This window comes from Mesorhizobium sp. 01N446 (assembly GCF_056399285.1).
Genome location: NZ_JBFTRA010000005.1, coordinates 12613 through 33724, shown reverse-complemented (window position 1 = coordinate 33724; position 21112 = coordinate 12613). Strand labels below are relative to the sequence as shown.

Annotated in this window: 19 protein-coding genes; 14 read left to right on the top strand and 5 right to left on the bottom strand. The window is 63.8% G+C overall.

Annotated elements, in window-relative coordinates; all coding sequences use genetic code 11:
* Positions 1 to 16: 16 nt before the first annotated feature.
* Genes fliN through AC1DPX_RS19385 form a run of 4 tightly spaced genes read left to right on the top strand, consistent with a single transcriptional unit; the run spans position 17 to position 2980 of the window.
* Positions 17 to 406 (top strand): flagellar motor switch protein FliN, encoded by a 390-nt coding sequence (gene fliN / locus AC1DPX_RS19400; RefSeq protein WP_202358087.1) that lies wholly within the window; start codon positions 17 to 19, stop codon positions 404 to 406.
* A gap of 46 nt (positions 407 to 452) precedes the next feature.
* Entirely contained in the window at positions 453 to 1463 is a 1011-nt protein-coding gene (locus tag AC1DPX_RS19395; RefSeq protein WP_477238889.1) for a flagellar motor switch protein FliG, read from the top strand.
* A 3-nt stretch (positions 1464 to 1466) separates the two neighbouring features.
* A complete protein-coding gene (gene flhB, locus AC1DPX_RS19390) occupies positions 1467 to 2549 on the top strand; it encodes a flagellar biosynthesis protein FlhB (RefSeq protein ID WP_477238887.1) in 1083 nt (360 codons plus the stop codon).
* Positions 2546 to 2980, top strand: a complete 435-nt coding sequence (locus AC1DPX_RS19385; RefSeq protein ID WP_032931512.1) for a hypothetical protein — start codon at positions 2546 to 2548, stop codon at positions 2978 to 2980. Before flhB ends, AC1DPX_RS19385 begins: the two co-directional genes overlap by 4 nt.
* Positions 2981 to 3003: 23 nt before the next feature.
* Here AC1DPX_RS19385 and AC1DPX_RS19380 read toward each other — a convergent pair whose 3' ends face one another.
* Entirely contained in the window at positions 3004 to 3774 is a 771-nt protein-coding gene (locus tag AC1DPX_RS19380; protein WP_202358090.1) for a helix-turn-helix transcriptional regulator, read from the bottom strand.
* Positions 3771 to 4481 (bottom strand): helix-turn-helix transcriptional regulator, encoded by a 711-nt coding sequence (locus tag AC1DPX_RS19375; RefSeq protein WP_202358091.1) that lies wholly within the window; start codon positions 4479 to 4481, stop codon positions 3771 to 3773. Before AC1DPX_RS19375 ends, AC1DPX_RS19380 begins: the two co-directional genes overlap by 4 nt.
* Before the next feature lie 505 nt (positions 4482 to 4986).
* Between AC1DPX_RS19375 and AC1DPX_RS19370 the strand changes: the two genes are divergently transcribed.
* Positions 4987 to 6180, top strand: a complete 1194-nt coding sequence (locus AC1DPX_RS19370) for a TMEM43 family protein (protein WP_477238885.1) — start codon at positions 4987 to 4989, stop codon at positions 6178 to 6180.
* Between the two features lie 72 nt (positions 6181 to 6252).
* On the opposite strand, the gene AC1DPX_RS19365 is transcribed toward AC1DPX_RS19370, so the two are convergent.
* Positions 6253 to 7284 carry a histone deacetylase family protein gene (locus AC1DPX_RS19365; protein ID WP_477238883.1) on the bottom strand — a complete coding sequence of 344 codons (1032 nt, stop codon included), beginning with the start codon at positions 7282 to 7284 and terminating at the stop codon, positions 6253 to 6255.
* 23 nt (positions 7285 to 7307) lie between these two features.
* Entirely contained in the window at positions 7308 to 7961 is a 654-nt protein-coding gene (locus AC1DPX_RS19360) for a TetR/AcrR family transcriptional regulator (RefSeq protein WP_477238881.1), read from the bottom strand.
* Positions 7962 to 8220: 259 nt separating this feature from the next.
* Between AC1DPX_RS19360 and AC1DPX_RS19355 the strand changes: the two genes are divergently transcribed.
* The 8 genes from AC1DPX_RS19355 (at position 8221) to AC1DPX_RS19320 (ending at position 18834) form a co-directional block, all read left to right on the top strand.
* Positions 8221 to 9900: an amidohydrolase gene (locus tag AC1DPX_RS19355; protein ID WP_477238879.1), complete on the top strand. Its 1680-nt coding sequence runs from the start codon at positions 8221 to 8223 to the stop codon at positions 9898 to 9900.
* Between the two features lie 139 nt (positions 9901 to 10039).
* A complete protein-coding gene (locus tag AC1DPX_RS19350; protein WP_202358096.1) occupies positions 10040 to 11134 on the top strand; it encodes an ABC transporter ATP-binding protein in 1095 nt (364 codons plus the stop codon).
* Complete coding sequence (locus tag AC1DPX_RS19345; RefSeq protein ID WP_202358097.1) at positions 11134 to 12054, top strand: ABC transporter permease; 921 nt, start codon at positions 11134 to 11136, stop codon at positions 12052 to 12054. The genes AC1DPX_RS19350 and AC1DPX_RS19345 overlap by 1 nt, the downstream gene beginning before the upstream one ends.
* On the top strand, positions 12047 to 12847 hold the full coding sequence (locus AC1DPX_RS19340; protein WP_202358098.1) for an ABC transporter permease: 801 nt from the start codon (positions 12047 to 12049) through the stop codon (positions 12845 to 12847). Before AC1DPX_RS19345 ends, AC1DPX_RS19340 begins: the two co-directional genes overlap by 8 nt.
* 23 nt (positions 12848 to 12870) lie before the next feature.
* Complete coding sequence (locus AC1DPX_RS19335) at positions 12871 to 13905, top strand: ABC transporter substrate-binding protein (protein WP_202358099.1); 1035 nt, start codon at positions 12871 to 12873, stop codon at positions 13903 to 13905.
* 64 nt (positions 13906 to 13969) lie between these two features.
* Entirely contained in the window at positions 13970 to 15166 is a 1197-nt protein-coding gene (locus tag AC1DPX_RS19330) for a serine hydrolase domain-containing protein (protein ID WP_477238877.1), read from the top strand.
* 33 nt (positions 15167 to 15199) lie between these two features.
* The gene (locus AC1DPX_RS19325) at positions 15200 to 16381 is read left to right on the top strand and encodes a serine hydrolase domain-containing protein (RefSeq protein ID WP_477238875.1); all 1182 of its coding nucleotides are present in this window, start codon (positions 15200 to 15202) and stop codon (positions 16379 to 16381) included.
* A 128-nt stretch (positions 16382 to 16509) separates the two neighbouring features.
* Entirely contained in the window at positions 16510 to 18834 is a 2325-nt protein-coding gene (locus AC1DPX_RS19320; protein ID WP_477238873.1) for a Tex family protein, read from the top strand.
* Here AC1DPX_RS19320 and AC1DPX_RS19315 read toward each other — a convergent pair whose 3' ends face one another.
* The gene (locus tag AC1DPX_RS19315; protein WP_202358103.1) at positions 18835 to 19746 is read right to left on the bottom strand and encodes a LysR family transcriptional regulator; all 912 of its coding nucleotides are present in this window, start codon (positions 19744 to 19746) and stop codon (positions 18835 to 18837) included.
* 102 nt (positions 19747 to 19848) lie between these two features.
* On the opposite strand from AC1DPX_RS19315, the gene AC1DPX_RS19310 reads away from it, so the two are divergent.
* Positions 19849 to 21045 (top strand): acyl-CoA dehydrogenase, encoded by a 1197-nt coding sequence (locus tag AC1DPX_RS19310; RefSeq protein ID WP_477238871.1) that lies wholly within the window; start codon positions 19849 to 19851, stop codon positions 21043 to 21045.
* Positions 21046 to 21112 lie beyond the last annotated feature (67 nt).

Sequence of the window (21112 nt, the reverse complement as noted above, 5' to 3'; positions counted from 1 at the left end):
CTTTTGGAGACGATTCATGGCCAAGACCAAAGTGGAAGCAGCAGAACTCGACCAGCCGGATGAGCAGCTCGACCGCGCCATCGAGGAATTGCGCGGGGTCCTGCATGAGGAGGAGCAACGCCCGGACGCGGCGTTCAAGGCCGCCGCGGGCGCCAATTCCAATGTCATCATGAACATCCCCGTGGATGTCCAGATCATCCTCGGCAGCACCGAGATGGCGGTGGCTGATCTGATGGCGCTGCAGAAGGGCTCGACGGTGGCGCTCAACCGCCGCATCGGCGAACCGGTCGACGTCGTGGTCAACGGCCGCAAGATCGCCCGCGGCGAGATCACGGTGCTCGAAAGCGATCCCTCGCGTTTCGGCATCAGGCTGACCGAGATCATCGCCGGCACGAAGGGCGCCTAGATATGGCTGGCGGGGCTTGCCGATTGCAGCGGAGGCGAGAGGCAGCATGACGCCGCTGACGACCCTGACGCGCGCGCAGAAGGCGGCCGCCATATTGGTGGCGATGGGCAAGCCGTCCGCCAGCCGCCTGTTGAAATTCTTCAAGCAGGAAGAGCTGAAGGCGCTGATCGAGGGCGCCCGGCTGCTCAGGACCATTCCGCAGAGCGATCTCGAGCGCATCGTCGCCGAGTTCGAGGCCGAGTTCACCGAGGGTGCCGGCCTGCTCGATTCCGCCGACAGAATGGACACCATCCTCAACGAATCGCTGTCGCCCGAAGAGATGAATGCCATCATGGGCAACAAGAAGCCGGAGGCGGCGCCTGAAGGGCCGCCTCCGATCTGGCCCGATCTCGAAAAACTCGAACCTTCGCGGCTGGGCACCTTCCTGGCTGGCGAACATCCACAGACGGCTGCCATGGTGCTGTCGAAGCTGGGACCGCAGGCAGCGGCGAGCGTGCTTTTGACGCTCACGAAACCGATGCGCGGAGAAATCATCAAGCGCATGGTGACGATGGCCAATGTTCCGGCCGCCGCCACCAAGATCGTCGAGAACCGATTGCGCACCAGCGTGCTGTCGGAAATCTCGACCAAGGACACGTCGGCCGGGCAGGCGCGTGTCGCCAGCGTGCTCAACGAGCTGGACAAGCCGCTGCTCGAGGAGGTCATGCAGGACCTGGAAGCCGCCGGCACGCCCGACCTCGACGGTGTGCGGGCAAGGCTTTTTGCTTTCGACGACCTGCCGCTGCTCACCCAGAAGGCGCGCGTGCTCCTGTTCGACGGACTGTCGACCGAGCTTGTCACGCTGGCGCTGCGCGGCACGTCGGCGGCACTCGCCGAAGCGGTGCTGTCGGCGATCGGCGCGCGGTCGCGGCGCATGATCGAAGCCGAACTCGGCCAGGGCTCGGAGGGCGTGCCTGCCGCCGACATACTGGCGGCACGCAAGACCATCGTGACGACGACAATCCGGCTGTCGCGCGAGGGCGCATTCGAACTTCCCGCGACGCAGAACGCCGCTTAGGGCATGTCCGACGCCGCCGACAAGGACTCCAAAACCGAAGAGGCGACGGAAAAGAAGGTCCGCGACACGATCGAACAGGGCAAGCTGCCCCATTCGAGGGAAACCGCGATCCTCGCCTCCTTCGTCGCCATACTGGTGTTCACCGTCTTCTATGCAAAGGACGCGGTCATGAACCTCGGCATGTTCCTGTCGATGTTCCTCGAGAAGCCCGAGGCCTGGCCGATGAACACCGAGACCGATGTCATCGATCTCTACAAGATCGTCATGCTGGAAGTGGGCCGCGCCGTCGTCAGCCTGCTGGTGCTTTTGACCGTCGCCGGCATCGGCGCTTCGGTGCTCCAGAACATGCCGCAATTCGTCGGCGAGCGGATCAGGCCGCAGCTTTCGCGCATTTCGATCACCAAGGGCTGGAACCGGATGTTCGGCGCCCAGGGCTGGGTCGAGTTCCTGAAATCCCTGGCAAAGGTCGGCTTCGCCATTGCCGTGCTTACCTTCACGCTGTCGGAGGATCACCGTAAGCTGCTTGCCGGGATGATCACCAATCCGATCGCTTTCGGCCTCGTCATCCGCGGCATCGCGGTCGACATATTGGTGGCGATCGTCTTCGTCATGGGGCTGATCGCGGCGATCGACATCGTCTGGTCGCGCTTCCACTGGAAGCAGGACCTGCGCATGACCAAGCAGGAGGTGAAGGACGAGTTCAAGCAGTCCGAAGGCGATCCGATCGTCAAGTCGCGGCTGCGCTCGCTGGCACGCGACCGCGCGCGCAAGCGGATGATGACGGCGGTGCCGCGCGCGACGCTGATCATCGCCAACCCGACCCACTTCTCGATCGCGTTGAAATATGTGCGCGACGAGGATTCGGCGCCGCTCGTGGTGGCCAAGGGGCAGGATCTGGTGGCGTTGAAAATCCGCGAGATCGCCAAGGAGCACAACATTCCGATCTTCGAGGACGTGGCGCTCGCGCGCTCCATGTACAAGCAAGTTTCGGTCGATAATGTGATCCCGTCGCAATTCTACCAGGCCGTCGCCGAACTGGTGCGGATCGTCTACTCGAAAAAGGCTGAGCGCAGACAGATTTCATGAACCGCCAACCGCACGCAAAATCCCGCGAGATCATCGTCGCCAGCGCCATCGAGCAGGTGGTCGGCGAACTGAGATTGATCGATGTCGCCGACTACATCGCCTTCATCCGGCTGGAGCATTTCGCCTGCCTTTCGGATCTGGTCGATTCAGCGGTGGAGCTGTTCTTCATGCCGGGCACGCTCAAACTCGGCCATGGCGGCGAGGCGCATGTCGACTGGAGCGGCAGTCCGCGCATCGTGCTCGACCTGGAACTCAGGCCACCAGGGGTGACCGTCTATTTCCAGCTGACGCTGAGCGAGGCCGGCAATTCGGTCGCGGTCAATTACGTGTCATTCGAAAAGCCCGGCGAAGACCCCGAGCACAATACGGCGCTGCTGGAAGCAGTGATCGAACAGGCCCGGATCCGCAAAGTCGAGCCCATGGCGTTCTAAGGCGCCTTGTCAGGCGACAGCAATCATTCGATCAGGCCCAGCCGCAGCGCCTTGGCGACCGCCTGGTTGCGGTTGACGGCGTTGAGCTTCTGCGTCGACTGGGTCAGGTACTGGTTGGCCGTGTGCACCGACAGCTTCAGCAGCCGCGCGATTTCCTCGCTTGTATTGCCGTTGGCTGTCAGCTTCAGGCATTCCAATTCGCGTTTGGAGATGGCGCGCATCCTGCCGGCATCGCCGGGACGGATACGGGCGACAGCGGCGAACAGGGAAAAGCAGCGGGCGTGGATTTCGTAGAGCGTATCCTGCGGCAGCGCGATCTCCGATCCCAGGAAGACGACAAGGCCGCACTGACCGCGATCGGCGTGGACGGGAAAGGCAATGCCACTGGTGCCGGGCGCCAGGGGGGATATCTGCGCGGTCCAGGCAAGGTTGCCGAACATCTCGGCCATGGCTGCGACGCCGTCATCCGTCCACCAGCGTGGCTCCGTCGAATTGTGGGTGTGGCGCACGATCTCCTCGCCATTGGCGCCCGAGATGAACTTCGTCGCCACGGCAATGCCGGGATAGTCGGAATCGAAACACGGCACCAGCCGCGCCCGTTCCGGCGACGGGCTGACGAAGTACAGGCCGAAGGCTGAGGCGTTGATGTCGACCGATATCCAGCGGCAGCGGCGCACGGCATCGGGAACGGTGACGGCGTGATGGGTTTCGGAGCTGAGCGAGAAGGCGCCGAAGGGGCTGCGCTGCTCGTTGAAGAGGGCCTCCGCGGCGTCCTTGATGTCAGCGTGTTTCAAATGATGCCACTCCTGATCGCCGTGGCGATGGCCATCGCACGGTTGGAGGCCGCGAATTTCTGGATGGCGTGGGTGATGTAGCTGTTGACGGTGTTGGAGGAGACGCCAAGGATGACCGCCACCTCGTCGGTGGTCTTGCCTTCCGAGACCCAGAACAGGCATTCGCGCTCGCGATCGGACAGCGGATCCTGCATGGCGGCGGCGGCGATCAACTGCGGGATATGCGAGAGCGCGTAGCAGCATTTCAACTGCGCCTTCATCAGCGCCGGCTGGTCGATGTGGCCTGGCGTCGCCGCCGAGAACAGGGCGAACAGCCGCTGGCGGCCGACATTCAGCCGCAGCGAATAGATCTCGGCATGGCCGAGCACGTCGAGCAGGCGGGCCTCGTCGCCGGAGACCAGCCCGTCCGCATCGGGCGCCGCCGCGGCCACCAGCGGCCTTGGACGGATGCCGGGCGCGACGGTGAGGGCTCCCTGGGCAAGGCTGGCGATCAGCCGCTTGCCGATCAGTTCGATGGCGTCGAAAATCCAGTTCGACGAGACAATGCGCGCGTCGTTGCGGTCCTGGTCGTGGACGATGGCAACCAGCATGTAGCTGTCGGCGCCGATCTCGGCGGTCAGTTCCATGAAAAAGCTGGTCAGATCACCGCGCGACGCCAGGCGCGAGCCCAATGTGTCGGATTGAAGAAGCGCGGCGGGACTGCTCATTTGCTGCTTTTGGCCGGAATCGTTTCTGCTGTCCGGATGCTGGAGGCCAGCCGCCGAACCCTAAAAACGCGTTACTTTCACGAGACGCACACGAGGCGCGGTGCCGCGCCAATCAGACGGAATCCATCAGGGAACGCGAAGACATCCGCGTCTGGCGCCGGAGAAATTCCGGAACGTGAGACTTTGGGTGGTCGCCGCGCCCCCCGAGGACCGGCTGATTCGGGTCTAATCTACCCGCAGATGAATCCGACATCAAACGCGATTTGACAAAATCGAATCCGGTGGACTCGCGTGCGACTCATAGGCCGATTTTCACGGCCTCCGCGCGTGTGAAAATGCCGGGACTGCGCAAGCCGGCCATATCCGTGTGCTGCCCGATGCGATAGATTCGCGAGCGCCGGAGGGGTGGGCACCGCCGGCGATGGAGTTCGTAGCTGCATTACGGCCGCGGTCGTTCGCGGTGGTGTCATGCGGGCTCCTGGCATCTTTTGTTTCGGGGGAAACGGTGAGCGATTCATTTCGGGAAGTTACTTCCGTCTCGTGGTTCGGACGGATCAAGCGCGCGGTCGGCGGGGTCATCTTCGGCCTGCTCTTGATCGTGCTGATGGTGATCGGGCTGTTCTGGAACGAGGGCCGCGCGGTGCAGACGGCGCGGTCGCTGGCCGAAGGGTCGGGCGCCGTGGTCTCGATCAATGCCGACAGCGTCGATGCCGGCAATGACGGAAAGCTGGTGCATGTCAGCGGGCCGGTGACGGCCGACAGTGGCCTGTCGGATCCGGATTTCGGCATCGCCGCGCAAGGGCTGCGCCTGTCGCGCAGCGTCGAGATGTACCAGTGGAAGGAAGAGTCCAAATCCGAGACCACCAAGAAGCTTGGCGGCGGCGAGGAGACGGTGACCACCTACAGCTATGCGAAGGTTTGGGACGACAGCCAGATCGACTCGTCGGATTTCAAGAAGCCGGACGGCCATCAGAACCCGCCAATGGCGATCCACAGCCGCGCCTTCCAGATTCCGCAGGGCAAGCTCGTTGCCTTCGACCTGGATACGCCGGTGCTCGACCGCATCGATGGCGACAAGACGTATTCGCTGTCCTCCAGCCAGTCGGCGGCGATCAAGGCCGCGTACACCGGGACGAAGCCGCTCAGCATCGTCGACGGCAAGATCTATCTAGGCAGCGACAACACGACGCCCGCGCTGGGCGACTATCGGATCGGCTACGAACTGGCGCCGCTCGGCGTGGTCAGCATTGTCGCGCGCCAGGCCGGCAGCCGGTTCGAGCCCTACCAGACGCAAGCGGGCGATGCGCTGCTGATGGTCGATACCGGCAACGTGCCGGCCGACAAGATGTTCGCCGAGGCGGTGAGCACCAACACGCTGATCACCTGGCTGCTGCGCGCCGCCGGCCTTTTGCTGCTGACGATCGGCTTTGCCCTGTTCCTCAGCCCGATCGGCGTGATCCTCGACGTCATCCCGTTCCTCGGCAGCATGGCGCGGATGGGAACCGGCATCATCGCCTTCTTCCTGGCGATCCTGGTCGGCACGACGACGATCGCGATCGCCTGGTTCTGGTATCGGCCGGTTCTGGCCGCCGGCATACTGGCCGCCGGCGTCATCGCGGCTGCTGCGGTGTACTATCTCGGCCGCTCACGCAAGGCTGCCGCACCAATGGCGACGCCCAGCGCTGGCGCCGCAGCGTAGCTCGCAAAAAGGGCGGCCAAGCCGCCCTTTTCTCTCGTGCCCGTCGTTGTCGGCCGCGTGCCGGCAGCAGCCTTACCGGTCCTCGAAGCCGGTCAGCACGCCGACGGCGTTGATGCCGATCTCCTCGACGGCATAGCCGCCTTCCATGACGAACAACGTCGGCAGGTTAAGTTTGGCGATGCGGTGGCCGATCTTGGGATAGTCAGGGCTTTTCAGCTTGAACTGGCTGATCGGGTCCTTCTCGAAGGTGTCGACGCCGAGCGAGACGATGACGATGTCGGGCGCGTAGGCGGCGAGCCTGGCGCAGGCATCCTCCAGCGAGGCGTTCCAGGCGTCCCAGTCGGTGCCGAAGGGCATGGGATAGTTGATGTTGAAACCTTCGCCGGCGCCCGCGCCGCGCTCGTCGGCATGGCCGAGGAAGAACGGATATTCGACCATCGGGTCGCCATGCAGGTTAAGCACCTGCACGTCGGCGCGGTCGTAGAAGATTTCCTGCGTGCCGTTGCCATGGTGGTAGTCGACGTCGAGGATGGAGATGCGCTTGGCGCCCTGGTCGAGGAACCATTGCGCGGCGACGGCGGCGTTGTTGATGTAGCAATAGCCGCCCATGAAGCCGGCGCCGGCATGGTGGCCCGGCGGACGGCAGAGCGCGAAGGCCGACCGTTCGCCGCCCTTGACCAGGCCGGCCGCGGTCAGCGCCACGTCATAGGACGATTTGATCGCGGCCCATGTACCTTCGACGAAGGTGGCGCCGGCGTCGAAGGAATAGTAACCGAGCAGCGCGTCGATGCGCTTTGGCGGCACGTCGCCGCGCAGGCCGCGCGTCGGCCAGGTAAAGGGCATGGCCGTGCCCTCGTGACCCGACGCCACCCATTGCGGCCAGACCGTCGGCAGGAAGTCGATATAATCTGATTTGTGGATGCGCTTGGCCGCGGCAAGATCGTGCTCGAGCGGCAGGACGATCGGACCGAGCTTCTCGCTTTCGACCCGCGCCTTGATGAACTCGGCACGCGAGGGTTTTTCAAAACCCGGCACGATGGCCGATGTGACCAGTTCCATCTGGCCGGCATGGCCAGCATGAAGCGGCGAATAGACAGTCTTCATGAAATTCCTCTCGAAATGCGCAATCAGTCCAGGTTGAGATAGGGGCTTACCAGAGCGAGCCACATGGCTTCGACATCGTCCTCGATGAGGTCGAATGTCCTGCGATCTCTCTTCAGTCCGACCAGCCGGCAGGCGTGCCCGACCTCCATCATCACAAGGCCGAGCCGTTTGGCGATCTTGTCATCGAGAGCAGGATTCACATGCCGCAGCCAGGCGGCGTAGAGCGCGATGATCTGTTCGTCATATTCGTCCTGGATAGGCCTGAGATCGGCGTTGCCTGAAATCGCCTCGATCACCGGCATCAGGGTCGCGTTCTCGATATAGATACTGGATGTGTCGATGAAGAGCTTGCGCACTTCGCGCCGGAATTCTTCGCGGTTGGTGGGCCGGGGAACCTTGATGCGCTTCTCGATCACCTCGGGAAAGGAGGACAGCCAGCGCCGGGCGAGGTCCAGAAGAATGGCTTCCTTGTTGGGAAAGTACTGGTAGACCGAACCGACCGACAGGCCGGCGCGCTGCGCGATGGCGAGCGTCGTCGGTGTCCTGGTCCCTTGCTCCCGCGTCAGGATCAGCGCCGCGTCGAGGATCCGGTCGACCACCTTGCTCGACCGTTGCTGCCGAGGCTGCTTGCGCGGCTCGAGCGCTATCCTGGTTTTGCGGTCGAGACTGCGCTTCACTACTCGATGCCCTCGTTCCCCGCTTGCTCCCAACACAGGCGCAGGGTGCTGTCCACAATACATTCTAAATTCCGCATGTTGACAAACGCGAATAATCAGTCGCATTCTTTATCCACGCTGTCCCTAGGGATAACAAGGGGAATTTCGAAGGCAGCGGACTGGCATCGTTTTTTGTTCCGTGGCGCCGCTCCGGTGGAGTGGCAGGTCGTTGAGCGCAGGGCTGTCGGTCTCAATCGGTCATCAAAAGCGCGGAGTCGCGATGTCTGTTACGGGTGCGGATCACAATGCGGATCTGATCGTCATCAATGGTTGCGTGCTGACCATGGACGGTGGCAATCCCGTGGCCGAGGCCGTAGCCGTCAAGGACGGCGCCATCATCGCCGTCGGCAGCCGCGCCGCAATCGAAGAGCTCAAGGGATCGGCCACACAGGTGATCGACGCCGAGGGCGGCTCGGTCCTGCCCGGTTTCATCGAAGCCCATATGCATCTGTTCTCGGGAGGGGCCGAGCTCGCGCATCTTCAGCTTGGCGGCGTCCATGGCTTCGAGGCGTTGCAAAAGGCGATCCGCGACTACGCATCGACCAAGCCCGAGGCAAAAATGCTGGTTGGGCAGGGCGTCGACTACACCGTGCTTGGCAGCGAGCGGGTGACGCGTCACCATCTCGACCAGATCCTGCCGGATCGCCCCTTCTGCATGGCCGCGCCCGACCACCACACGATGTGGGCCAACACCAAGGCGCTTGAAATGGCGGGCATCCTGCAGGGCCGTGCGCTTGGTCCTGGCAATGAAATCGTCATGGGCGAGGATGGCCTGGCAGCGGGCGAACTGCGCGAGGGCGAGGCCTTCGGTCCGGTCCTCGATCTTGCCGGCGAGGGCCGGGTGCGGCTGGGGCTGGCGACCGGCGGCGAGCCGGATCCAATGCCGTCCGCCGCCGAACGCGCCGCCGACCGCGACATCATGCGGCGAGGCCTCGCCTGGTGCGCGCGCCACGGCATCACCTCCATCCAGAACATGGACGGCAACCTCTACCAGCTCGAACTGCTGGCCGAAATCGAGGCCGAAGAGGGCTTGCCCTGCCGCGTGCAGATCCCGTTCCACTACAAGAATTTCATGACGCTCGACGTGCTCGAGAAGGCGTCCTTGATGGCCGAGCGCTACAACAGCGAATGGCTGTCCTCAGGCATGGTCAAGGTGTTTTACGATGGCGTGCTCGATTCCTGGACGGCGGTGATGGTCGAGCCCTATGCCGATCGTCCCGACTGGGTCGGCGAGCCGCTGTTCACGCCGCAGCAATTCATCGACCTGGCCGTTGCCGTCGACAGGCGCGGCCTGCAGATCGCGGTTCACTCGATCGGCGACGGCGCGGTGCGTGCGGTGCTCGACGGCTATGAGGCGGCGCAAAAGGCCAATGGCAAGCGCGACAGCCGCCACCGCGTCGAACATATCGAGGTCACCACCACGTCGGACGTGCCGCGCTTCGCCGAACTCGGCGTCATCGCCTCGATGCAGCCGCCGCATCCGCCCGGCGCCATGGATTTCCCGCTGGAGCCGACCGTGTCGCGCATCGGGCCGGCCCGCTGGCCGCTGAGCTATGCCTGGCGGACCCTGAAGGATGCCGGCGCGCATGTCGTCTTCGCCTCGGATTGGCCGGTGTCGCCGATCGACCCGATCCTGGGCATTCAGGCGGCAGTGATGCGCAAACCATGGGCAGACAGCGACCCTGACCAGAGCTTCTCGCTGCAGGAATCGGTCGCCGCCTACACGGTCGAGGGCGCCTATGCCGAATTCGCCGAACACCGCAAAGGCACACTGAAATCAGGCTACATGGCCGATCTTGTGGTTCTGTCGGCCGATATCGAGAAGACGGCGCCGGCCGACCTGCACAAGGTGCGCCCGGTGACGACGATTTGCGGCGGCAAGGTCACCTATCAGGCCTGACAATGGCATGAGGCTTGCTGGTTAAAGACGGACTGAACTGTGATTCAATGCCGGGCTTGCCAACCTACCGGGCGTGTGGTCACATCGAACAGGGGAACAGCTCCGCCAGCAAGAGCGGGGTCAACAGTGAGGCGTAATCGTGCCGGACAAACCGGATCGGAATGCGATTGAAGTTGTAAACGTCAGTAAAATTTTCGGATCGGGTGAGGGGCAGGTCGCGGCCCTCGACAAGGTCTCGGTATCCATTCGCGAGAACGAGTTCTTCACGCTGCTGGGACCGTCCGGTTGCGGCAAGACCACCCTTCTGCGGCTGATCGCCGGCTTCGACTTTCCAACCGCCGGTGAAATCCTGCTCTACGGCCAGGACATCGCGCCGCTGCCGCCCTTCAAGCGGCCGGTCAACACCGTCTTCCAGTCCTACGCGCTGTTCCCGCACATGACGGTGGCCGACAATATCGGCTTCGGCCTGGAGATGCTGGGCAAGCCCAGGGCCGAGATCAAGGCGCGCGTCGCCGAGATGCTCAAGCTGGTCAAGATGGAGGCGCTGGCCGGCCGCCGCACCGCCCAGATTTCCGGCGGCCAGCAACAGCGCGTGGCGCTGGCCCGGGCGCTGGCGCCGCAGCCGAAAGTGCTGTTGCTCGACGAACCGCTCTCGGCACTCGACTACAAGCTGCGCAAGGAGATGCAGATCGAGCTGAAGCGGCTGCAGCACGAGACCGGCATCACCTTTATCTTCGTCACCCATGATCAGGAAGAAGCGCTGACCATGTCGGATCGCATCGCGGTGATGTCGTCGGGCAAGATCCTGCAGGTCGGCTCGCCCTGGGACATCTACGACAAGCCGGCGGAGCGCTTCGTCGCCGACTTCATCGGCGAGACCAACTTCCTCACCGCCGCCATATCGGGCACCGGCAACGGCAAGACGCGCGCGACCCTCAAATCCGGCACGACCATCGAGGCAACCGTTGCCGAAGGGTTCCAGCCGAAGGACAACGCCACCGTGGTGGTGCGGCCCGAGCATGCCAAGCTGACCAAGGACAAGGGCGACCTGTCGGGCACGGTCGAGAACATCGTCTATTTCGGCACCGACACGCATATCCATGTCCAGCTCGACAGCGGCGAGGCCTTCACCGTGCGCCAGCAGAACACGCGCAGCGCAGGCTGCGGTTTCGAGCGTGGCGACAAGGTCGGCATCCTGATTGGCAACGACGCCGCGCAAGTGCTGAGGGACTGATGGCCACCGCGGAGGAAATCGCCAAGGCAGCGGAACGGCGCGATGTCCGTGACCGCTGGCTTTTGTCGGCGCCGGCGCTGCTGGTCATCCTGCTCGCCGCGACCGGCCCGTTGCTGATCGTGCTCGTCTACTCGTTCCTGACGCCCGGCGCCTATGGCGACGTGAAGTGGCAGTTCTCGCCCGATGCCTGGATATCGGTGTTCATGGAACGCGACATTTTCGACGACACGCTTTCGCTCGCGGCGGCGCATGTCACGATCTTCTGGCGCTCGATCAAGCTTGCGGTGGTGACCACGCTCGCCACTTTGGCGCTCGGTTTCCCGACCGCCTATTTCATGGCCACACGCAGCGAGAAGACCAGGGATCTCTGGCTGTTCCTGATCACCATCCCGTTCTGGACCAACCTGCTGATCCGCACCTTCGCCGTGCTGCAGATCATCCGCAACGAAGGCATCATCAACACGATCCTGCTCAAGCTCGGCATCATCTCGGCACCGATCCAGATCCTCTACACCGACACCGCGATCCTGATCGGCATGGCCTATGTCTATCTGCCGCTGATGGTGCTGCCGATCTACGCCAGCATGGAGAAGCTCGATTTCCGCCTGGTCGAGGCGGGCTACGATCTCTACGCGACACGCTTCAAGGTGCTGCGCAAGATCATTTTCCCGCTGGTCAAACCCGGCGTCATCGCCGGCTCCATCCTGGTCTTCATTCCGGCGCTCGGCGCCTATGTGACGCCGGTCGTGCTTGGCGGCGGCAAGAACATGATGCTGTCCAACCTGATCGAATTGCAGTTCGGACAAGGCCGCAACTGGCCGCTTGGCTCGGCGCTGTCGATCACGGTGATGGTCATCGTCATGCTGGCGCTGCTTGCCTATGTGCGCAACGCCGGCAAGTCAGGGGTGCGTCATGGCTAGCAACTTCTCCATCAAGCACCAGCCGGGCTTCACCGCGATCGCGGCGACCTGCTTCGTCGTGCTCTATCTGCCGATCATCGTGCTGGTCGCCTACGCCTTCAACGCGGCGAGCTCGACATCCGAATGGGGCGGCTTTTCGCTGAGATGGTTCCAGTCGGCATACCAGAACACGCAGGTCATCGACGCAACGCTGCGCTCGTTCCAGATCGGTGCGATCGCGGCGGTGCTGTCGACCACCTTCGCCACCATGGCGGCACTCGCCACCACGCGCACGGCCGCCTATCCCGGCCTCACCTTCAAATATGCGGCGATCAACCAGCCGCTGATGGTGCCCGAGATCGTCACCGGTGTGGCGCTGCTGATCTTCTTCTCGCGCATCAAGATATTCACCGGCTATTCCGGCCTCGGCTATTTGATCGCCGCGCATACGGCGTTCTGCATTCCGTTCGCCTATCTGCCGATCCGGGCGCGGCTGGAGAATATGGACCTGACGCTCGAGCGCGCCGCGGCCGATCTCTACGCGACGCCGTGGAAGACCTTCCGCCGCATCACGCTGCCGCTATTGTGGCCCGGTATCCTTGCTGGCCTGATGCTGGCCTTCGTCATCTCGCTTGATGACGTCGTCATCACCGAGTTCGTCAAGTCGGGCGGCCAGGACACGCTGCCCACCTACATGCTCGGCCAGATCCGCCGCGGCGTCACACCCGAGATCAACGCGATATCGACCGCTTTCCTGCTGCTTTCGGTCGCGATCGTCACGTTGTTTTTCTTCGTCAGCAGGAAACGAGACTGAAACCGACAATGGGAGTTAGAACGATGAACTGGAAGACAACAGCGACCGCCATGGGGTTGGCGCTGCTCGCTTCGACGGGCCTGGCCCGCGCCGAGGGCGTGCTGAACATCTACAATTGGGGCAACTACACCAGCCCCGACGTGATCAAGAAGTTCGAGGACAAATACAAAATCAAGGTGTCGATCACCGACTACGATTCCAATGACACCGCGCTCGCCAAGGTTCGCCAGGGCGGGACCGGCTTCGACATCGCCGTGCCGTCGCAGACCTACGTGCCGATCTGGATCAAGGAAGGCCTCCTGCTCGAGACCGATCCCGGCAAGATGGAGAATTTCAAGAACGTCGCACCGGAGTGGGCCAATCCTGAATTCGATCCGGGCCGCAAATATTCGGTGCCGTGGGCCTGGGGCACGATCGGCGTCGTCGTCAACACCGACGCCTACAAGGGGCCGGCCGATACGTGGGGCATCGTCTTCAACACGCCCGACGAGCTGAAGGGCAAGGTCAACGTCGTTCCCGAGATGAATGACGTCATCTTCGCGGCGATCAAATATGTCGGCGGCCAGCAATGCACCGACGACAAGGCGGTGCTGAAGAAGGTGCGCGACCTGCTGGTGGCGGCCAAGCCGAACTGGATCGCGATGGAATACAACACCATCGAAAAGATGGGCGCCGGCGACTTCAAGGCAACCAGCGACTGGAACGGCTCGGCGCTGCGCCAGCGCCTGGCCAATGCGGCCATCCATTACAACTATCCGAAGGAAGGCTTTGGTCTTTGGAGCGACAACGTCGTCGTCCTGAAGGAGGCCAAGAACGTCGAGAACGCCAAGCTGTTCCAGAACTTCATCATGGATCCGGAAAACGCGGCTGGTCTCTCGGCCTTCCACCGTTACGCCAACGCCATCACCGGCTCGGAAAAATACATGCCGGCCGACATGAAGGATGCGCCGGAAGTCGTCATTCCGGCCGACGCCAAGCCGAAGGGCGAATTCCAGAAGATGTGCGCGCCGGAAACGCAGGAACTCTACACCAAGATCTGGACCGAACTGCAGAAGTAATCGCTGCATGCCAGACCCGGCGGCATACGCCGCCGGGTCTTTTCTTTTCCGGGAATGGCCTTTCATGGACTCCTATCGCAACAGCGATCCGCGGCCGCCGATCATGCAGGGCTCGCCGCCCGCCATGGTGCCGCCAAGGCTCGACTGGGACCGGCCGCCATGGAACCGCTGGGCGTTCCAGCACATCAGGGAAATTCTGCCGACCGCCGAAGTCTGGCGCGGTAACGGCCACCGCCATCGTCTCGAACGCGCCGAGGTCGATCTCGACGGGCTGCCGGTCGAGGACAGCCAAGGCAGGCCTTCGACGCTCGCCGGGCTGCTCGACGAGACCTATACGGATGGGTTCCTCGTGCTCAGGCACGGCAAGGTTGCCCATGAGCGCTATTTCAACGGCATGGACGAGCGCACGCTGCATCTGTCGCAGTCGATGGCCAAGTCCATCACCGGCTCGGTGTTCGGCATATTGGCCGGACGCGGCCTGATCAATCCGGCCAGGCCGGTCACGGATTACCTGCCGGAACTCGGCGCCACCGGCTGGGCCGGCGCCAGCGTCCAGCATGTGCTCGACATGACGACGGGCGTGCGTTTCTCCGAAGAATACACAGACCGCTATTCCGACATCGGCCAGGTCGATGTCGCCACCGGCTGGAAGCCGGTGCCGCCAGGCAGCGATCCGAACTTCCGCTGGCCCTCGCATATGTTCGAGCTGATCCTCGGCTTGAAGGACACTGTCCGCCCGCATGGTGCTCAGTTTCAATACCGCTCGATCGAGACCGACGTGCTCGCCTTCCTCATGGAGCGGGTGACGGGCAAGCGGCTGGCACAACTGGTGTCGGAAGAACTGTGGCAAAAGCTCGGCGCCGACGAAAGCGCCTGTTTCACCGTCGACAGCGCCGGCTATGCGCTGGCCGATGGTGGCTTCAACGCGACGCTGCGCGACTATGGCCGCTTCGGCCAGATGATCCTCGACAATGGCGGCGGCATCGTGCCGGCCGACTGGATCGAGGCGACACGCAATGGCAGGCACGGGCCGGACTTCTCCCCAAGCCTGCCCGAAGGCAGCTACCGCAACCAGTTCTGGATCGAGAATCCCGCCTCGCGCGCACTGATGTGCCGGGGCGTGTTCGGGCAGATGATCCATATCGACTGGAACACAGGAATGGTCGTGGTGAAGCTTTCGACCTGGCCGGATTTCAGCAATCTCGCCTATTCCACGGCGACGCTGAAGGCCGTGCACGCCATCGCCGCCGCACTGCCCTGAGCCCCCATAAGAAACGACCCGGAAGGAAACGCCATGACCGGCAAGACCGCGTTCGAGATCCGCTACGGCTTCGCCCGCAACGAGGTGCTGCTTTCCAACTGGCGCGAAAACCCGTTCAACCGATGGTCGTTCCAGAACCTCGGCGAACTGGTGCCGACGGCACGCGTGGCCGCGGCATCGGCTGGTGCCGAGGCCCCCGCGAAGGATTTCGCTGGTCTGCTCGGCGAAACGGTTTCGGTGGCCAACGCGCCGGAGACGGTGGCCGAATTCCTGGCGCGCTCCAGCACCGACGCGCTGACGGTGATGAAAGGCGGCAAGGTGATCGGCGACTGGTTCGCGCCACACATGGATTTCGGCGCCCGCCACATCATCTTCTCGATCAGCAAGTCGGTGACTGCGATCATCGCCGGCATATTGGAAGGCGAGGGGTTGTTCGATCCGGAAGCGCCGGTGACGCAATATATTCCGGAAGCCGCCGGCTCGGCCTATGGCGATGCAAGCGCTCGGCATGTGCTCGACATGAGCGTAAGCCTCGATTTCGAGGAGGCCTATCTCGATCCGGAAAGCGCCTTTGCCCGCTATCGCCGCGCCACGCTGTGGAACCCGGGCGGCGGCACGGAAAGCCTGCGCGAATTCATCCTGTCGCTGCAGCGGCTTGCCGAGCCGCATGGCCAGACCTTCCGCTACAGGTCGCCCAATTCCGACCTGCTCGGCCTGCTGCTGGAGCGCGCTTCCGGCCAGCGCTTCAGCGACTTGATGCGCGAAAAGCTGTGGCAGCCGCTCGGTGCCGTGAGCGAAGCCTCGATCGGCGTCGACATGGAAGGCACGGCACGGACCGCCGGCGGCATTTCGGTGACGCCGCGCGACCTGGCGCGCATCGGCGAGATGATGCGTCAAGGCGGCACCGCCAATGGCCGCCGCATCGTGCCTGAGGCCTGGGTGCGCGACACGGTCAGCACCGGCGGCAGTGCGGAAGCTTGGCAGCGCGGCGCCATGCTGCCGCTCTTCCCGCAAGGCCGCTATCGCAACAAATGGTACCAGTCGGGCAAGCCGAGTGGCGCCTATTGCGGCATAGGCATTCATGGCCAGTGGCTCTATGTCGATCCGAAGGCCGAAGTGGTCATCGCCAAGATGTCGTCGCAGCCGGAACCCGTCGACGATCCGCTGGACCTCGAAATCGTCGCTTTCTTCGAGGCGCTGACCCAGCTGGTCTGACCGGGCGGGCACGGTTTCGTTGCCGCATGCTTTCCTGTGGACCGGCCGCGGCGGTTGAAAACGTCGCGGTTGGCGAAGCTGGCATCTGCGCCTATGGTCGCCGCTCTTTTGAGGAGAGCAGGAACGACATGGCATCCGATATCAAGCGCATCGCAGCCATCATCGCGGCAGAGATCAAGGCGCGGCCCGAACAGGCGGCGGCGGCGATCGAATTGCTCGACGAGGGCGCGACGGTGCCGTTCGTGGCGCGCTACCGCAAGGAGGTGACCGGCGGGCTTGATGACACGCAGCTGCGCGACCTTGCCGAGCGGCTCGCCTATCTGCGTGAGCTTGACGCCCGCCGCGACACCATCCTCGGCTCGATCCGTGAGCAGGGCAAGCTGACCGATGAACTGGAGACCAAGATCGCGGCCGCCGCCACCAAGGCGGAACTCGAAGACATCTACCTGCCCTACAAGCCGAAGCGCCGCACCAAAGCCGAGATCGCCCGTGAGCGTGGATTGGGGCCGCTGGCGGAGGCCATCCTTGCCAACCGTTCACTGGTGCCCACCGAGGCGGCTCTGGCCTACGTCACCGAGGAGGTGGCCGACGTCAAAGCCGCACTTGAAGGTGCGCGCGACATCCTGTCGGAACAGTTCGCCGAGAATGCCGATCTGGTCGGCAAGCTGCGGACCTACATGAAGGATCGCGCCTTCATGCGCGCCCGGGTGGTCGACGGCAAGCAGGAGGCCGGCGCGAAATTCTCCGACTATTTCGACCATGTCGAACGCTGGGCCAACGTGCCGAGCCATCGTGCGCTGGCCATGCTGCGCGGCCGCAACGAAGAGGTGCTGTCGCTCGACATCGAGGTCGATGCCGACGATGCGTCGCCGGTGAAGCCGGTCGAACGGATGATCGCCAATGCCTATGCGATCGGCGCCAGCCTGCCCGGCGACCGCTGGCTGATGGAGGTCGCCGGCTGGACCTGGCGCATCAAGCTTTCGCTGCACCTGACGCTCGACCTGATGCGCGATCTGCGCGAACGGGCCGAGGAAGAGGCGATCCATGTCTTTGCCCGCAATCTCAAGGATCTGCTGCTCGCGGCGCCGGCCGGTTCGCGGCCGACGATGGGGCTCGACCCCGGCATCCGCACCGGCGTCAAGGTCGCGGTGGTCGACGGCACCGGCAAGCTGGTGGCGACGACGACGGTCTACCCGTTCCCACCGAAGAACGATGTGCGCGGCACGCAAGCCGAACTCGCCAAGCTCATCCGCCTGCACAAGGTCGAGCTGATTTCGATCGGCAACGGCACCGGCAGCCGCGAGACCGAGAAGCTGGTGGCGGACATGTTGTCCGACATGCCTTCCGACGGCGGGCCGAAGCCGCTCAAGGTCATCGTCAGCGAGGCCGGCGCCTCGGTCTATTCGGCATCGGCGACGGCGGCGGCTGAATTCCCCGGCCTCGACGTGTCCTTGCGCGGCGCGGTGTCGATCGCGCGGCGCCTGCAGGATCCGCTGGCAGAGCTGGTCAAGATCGAACCCAAATCGATCGGCGTCGGCCAGTACCAGCACGATGTCGACCAGTACCGTCTCGGCCGCTCGCTGGAAGCGGTGGTCGAGGACGCGGTCAACGCGGTCGGCGTCGATCTCAACACCGCCTCGGCGCCGCTCCTGGCCCGTGTTTCCGGCCTTGGCGCGTCGCTCGCCGACGCGATTGTCGCGCATCGCGATGCGACCGGTCCGTTCGCCAGCCGCAAGGACCTGCTCAAGGTGCCGCGGCTTGGACCACGCGCTTTCGAACAATCCGCCGGCTTCCTGCGCATCGCCAATGGCAGCGAGCCACTCGATGCCTCGTCGGTGCATCCGGAAGCCTATGGCGTGGCCAAGAAGATCGTCGCCGCCTGCGGCCGCGATGTGCGCTCGCTGATGGGCGACAGCGCCGCGCTCAAGGCGCTCGATCCGCGCGTCTTCGTCGATGAGCGTTTCGGCCTGCCGACGGTGCGCGACATTCTGGCGGAGCTGGAAAAGCCCGGCCGCGATCCGCGTCCCGGCTTCAAGACGGCGACCTTCGCCGACGGTGTCGACGACATCAAGGATCTGAAGCCCGGCATGCTGCTGGAAGGCACCGTCACCAATGTCGCGGCCTTTGGCGCCTTCGTCGATATCGGCGTCCACCAGGATGGGCTGGTGCATGTCTCGCAGCTGGCCGACCGGTTCATCAAGGACGCGCATGAGGTGGTCAAGGCCGGTGACGTGGTCAAGGTGCGCGTCGTCGACGTCGACATCAAGCGCAAGCGCATCGCGCTCTCAATGCGCAAGGACGGTGGCGAGGGCGGCGCATCCAGGGGCGGGCCGCGCGACAATGGCGGCGGCAGGCCGGCGCCCCGCTCGCCAGCGCCGCAACGCCAGCCGGAACGGCCGGCCCAGCAAGGGGCCTTCGGTGCCGCGCTGGCGGATGCGCTGAAGCGGAAGTAGCTACCACGCCAGAACAGCCGGCTCCTTCTCAAGCTGGCCGAGCAGCCAGTCGCGGAAACTGGCGACCGGGGGATGGCCGCGCTTGTCGTGCGGGACGACGAAATAATAGGCGCTGCGGCTTTGCATGGGCTGGCCGGGCGCCGTCACCAACTGGCCGCGTTGCAATTCGCCCGCGATGAGGAGCAGCGGCAGCAGCGCCACGCCAAGCCCCGCCATGCAGGCCTGGGCGGCGGTGCCGAACTGTTCGAACTGCATGCCTGGTCCGGTCGGTGCGCTCAGACCCTGATGCTCGAACCATTCGGTCCAGGCGCCGGGTCGCGTTGCCATGTGCAGCAGCGGCAGGCGGCCGATATCGGCCGCTGAGGCGATGGCGCGGCCGGCGAGGAATCCGGGCGATACAACCGGCGCCACCGTCTCGCGCACCAGAAGTGTGGAGTCCGCCTCCGGCCAGTCTGGCAGGCCGTAGTGGATGGCTGCGTCCAGCCTTTCCCTGGCGAAGTCGAAGCGGCCGACGCGGGTGACGAAGTTGATGGTGATGTCGGGGTTGTTCTCGACGAAATCGGGGATCATCGGCATCAGCCAGCGTGTGCCGAAGGTCGGCAAGATGGCGAGGTTCAGGATCCCACTATGCCGATTGCTCATCAATCCAAGTGCTGCACCGCGCAACTGGCCAAGTGCTGAACGCACCGCTTCGGCATAGATTTCCCCTGCTGTCGACAGCCGGACATTGCGGCTGTCGCGCTCGAACAATCGGCGGCCGAACTGATCTTCCAACAGCCTGATCTGCCGACTGACCGCGCCCTGGGTCAGATCCAACTCCTGTGCGGCGGCGGTGAAACTGCCAAGCCGGGCCACCGCTTCGAAGGCGGCAAGGGCACTGATGTTGGGCAAAAGGCGGCGCTGGACACTCATGATCCATTCCTAACGCTCATTGATCTGTGACGCAATTTCGTTTGATTTTTTGAGGCCACGGGCCGATAAGCCGGGCTTCACCGGTTTGAGGATCGAGAAGCCATGGCCGCCGACAAGAATGCATTCGTCTGGGAAGACCCGTTCCTGATCGAGGACCAGCTTTCGGAAGAAGAGCGCATGGTGCGCGACGGTGCGGCGGCCTTTGCCGCCGACAAGCTCGCGCCGCGCATCGAGGATGCCTACCTCAATGAAAAGACTGACGCCGGCATCTTTCGTGAGATGGGTGAGGCCGGCCTGCTCGGCATTACCATTCCGGAAGAATATGGCGGGCTCGGCGCCAACTATGTGACCTACGGGTTGGTCGCGCGGGAAGTCGAACGCGTCGATTCCGGCTATCGCTCGATGATGTCGGTGCAGTCGTCGCTGGTGATGTATCCGATCTACGCCTATGGCTCGGACGAACAGCGCAAGAAGTACCTGCCCAAGCTCGCCAGCGGCGAGTGGATCGGCTGTTTCGGCTTGACCGAGCCGGATGCCGGCTCCGACCCGGGCGGCATGAAGACGCGCGCCGAGAAGACCGCCAACGGTTACAAGCTCTCCGGCTCGAAGATGTGGATTTCCAACGCGCCGATCGCCGACGTGTTCGTCGTCTGGGCGAAGCTGAAGGGCGAGAACGGCAAGGACGAGATCCGTGGTTTCGTGTTGGAAAAAGGCATGAAGGGGCTGTCGGCGCCGAAGATCGGCGGCAAGCTGTCGCTACGCGCCTCGATCACCGGCGAGGTGGTGATGGAAGGCGTCGAGGTCGGCGAGGACGCGCTGCTGCCCAACGCCAAGGGCCTTGGCGGCCCGTTCGGCTGCCTCAACCGGGCTCGCTACGGCATCTCCTGGGGTTCGATGGGTGCAGCGGAAGATTGCTGGCACCGCGCTCGCCAGTATGGGCTCGACCGCAAGCAATTCGGCAAGCCGCTGGCCGGCACGCAGCTTTACCAGAAGAAGCTCGCCGACATGCAGACCGAGATCGCGCTCGGCCTGCAGGCATCCTTGCGCGTCGGGCGGCTGCTCGATGCAGGCAAGATGGCGCCGGAGATGATCTCGATCGTCAAGCGCAACAATTGCGGCAAGGCGCTCGACATCGCCCGCCAGGCCCGCGACATGCATGGCGGCAACGGCATCCAGATCGGCTACCACGTCATGCGCCACGCGCAGAACCTGGAGACCGTCAACACCTATGAGGGCACGCATGACGTGCATGCGCTGATTCTTGGAAGGGCGCAGACCGGGATACAGGCGTTCTTTTGAAGCAGAGCGGTCCTGGATTTGAGACCGCTCGCTAAACAGATCGTACAGGATTTCTAGATAAACGGTG

Excerpts from the sequence above, each read along its gene's own strand:
- AC1DPX_RS19315 (WP_202358103.1), bottom strand. The coding sequence starts at position 19,746 with ATGAGTGTCCAGCGCCGCCTTTTGCCCAACATCAGTGCCCTTGCCGCC.
- AC1DPX_RS19310 (WP_477238871.1), top strand. The coding sequence starts at position 19,849 with ATGGCCGCCGACAAGAATGCATTCGTCTGGGAAGACCCGTTCCTGATC.
- AC1DPX_RS19375 (WP_202358091.1), bottom strand. The coding sequence starts at position 4,481 with ATGAGCAGTCCCGCCGCGCTTCTTCAATCCGACACATTGGGCTCGCGC.
- AC1DPX_RS19330 (WP_477238877.1), top strand. The coding sequence starts at position 13,970 with ATGGACTCCTATCGCAACAGCGATCCGCGGCCGCCGATCATGCAGGGC.
- AC1DPX_RS19325 (WP_477238875.1), top strand. The coding sequence starts at position 15,200 with ATGACCGGCAAGACCGCGTTCGAGATCCGCTACGGCTTCGCCCGCAAC.
- AC1DPX_RS19340 (WP_202358098.1), top strand. The coding sequence starts at position 12,047 with ATGGCTAGCAACTTCTCCATCAAGCACCAGCCGGGCTTCACCGCGATC.
- fliN (WP_202358087.1), top strand. The coding sequence starts at position 17 with ATGGCCAAGACCAAAGTGGAAGCAGCAGAACTCGACCAGCCGGATGAG.
- AC1DPX_RS19395 (WP_477238889.1), top strand. The coding sequence starts at position 453 with ATGACGCCGCTGACGACCCTGACGCGCGCGCAGAAGGCGGCCGCCATA.
- AC1DPX_RS19365 (WP_477238883.1), bottom strand. The coding sequence starts at position 7,284 with ATGAAGACTGTCTATTCGCCGCTTCATGCTGGCCATGCCGGCCAGATG.
- AC1DPX_RS19345 (WP_202358097.1), top strand. The coding sequence starts at position 11,134 with ATGGCCACCGCGGAGGAAATCGCCAAGGCAGCGGAACGGCGCGATGTC.
- flhB (WP_477238887.1), top strand. The coding sequence starts at position 1,467 with ATGTCCGACGCCGCCGACAAGGACTCCAAAACCGAAGAGGCGACGGAA.
- AC1DPX_RS19335 (WP_202358099.1), top strand. The coding sequence starts at position 12,871 with ATGAACTGGAAGACAACAGCGACCGCCATGGGGTTGGCGCTGCTCGCT.
- AC1DPX_RS19355 (WP_477238879.1), top strand. The coding sequence starts at position 8,221 with ATGTCTGTTACGGGTGCGGATCACAATGCGGATCTGATCGTCATCAAT.
- AC1DPX_RS19320 (WP_477238873.1), top strand. The coding sequence starts at position 16,510 with ATGGCATCCGATATCAAGCGCATCGCAGCCATCATCGCGGCAGAGATC.
- AC1DPX_RS19385 (WP_032931512.1), top strand. The coding sequence starts at position 2,546 with ATGAACCGCCAACCGCACGCAAAATCCCGCGAGATCATCGTCGCCAGC.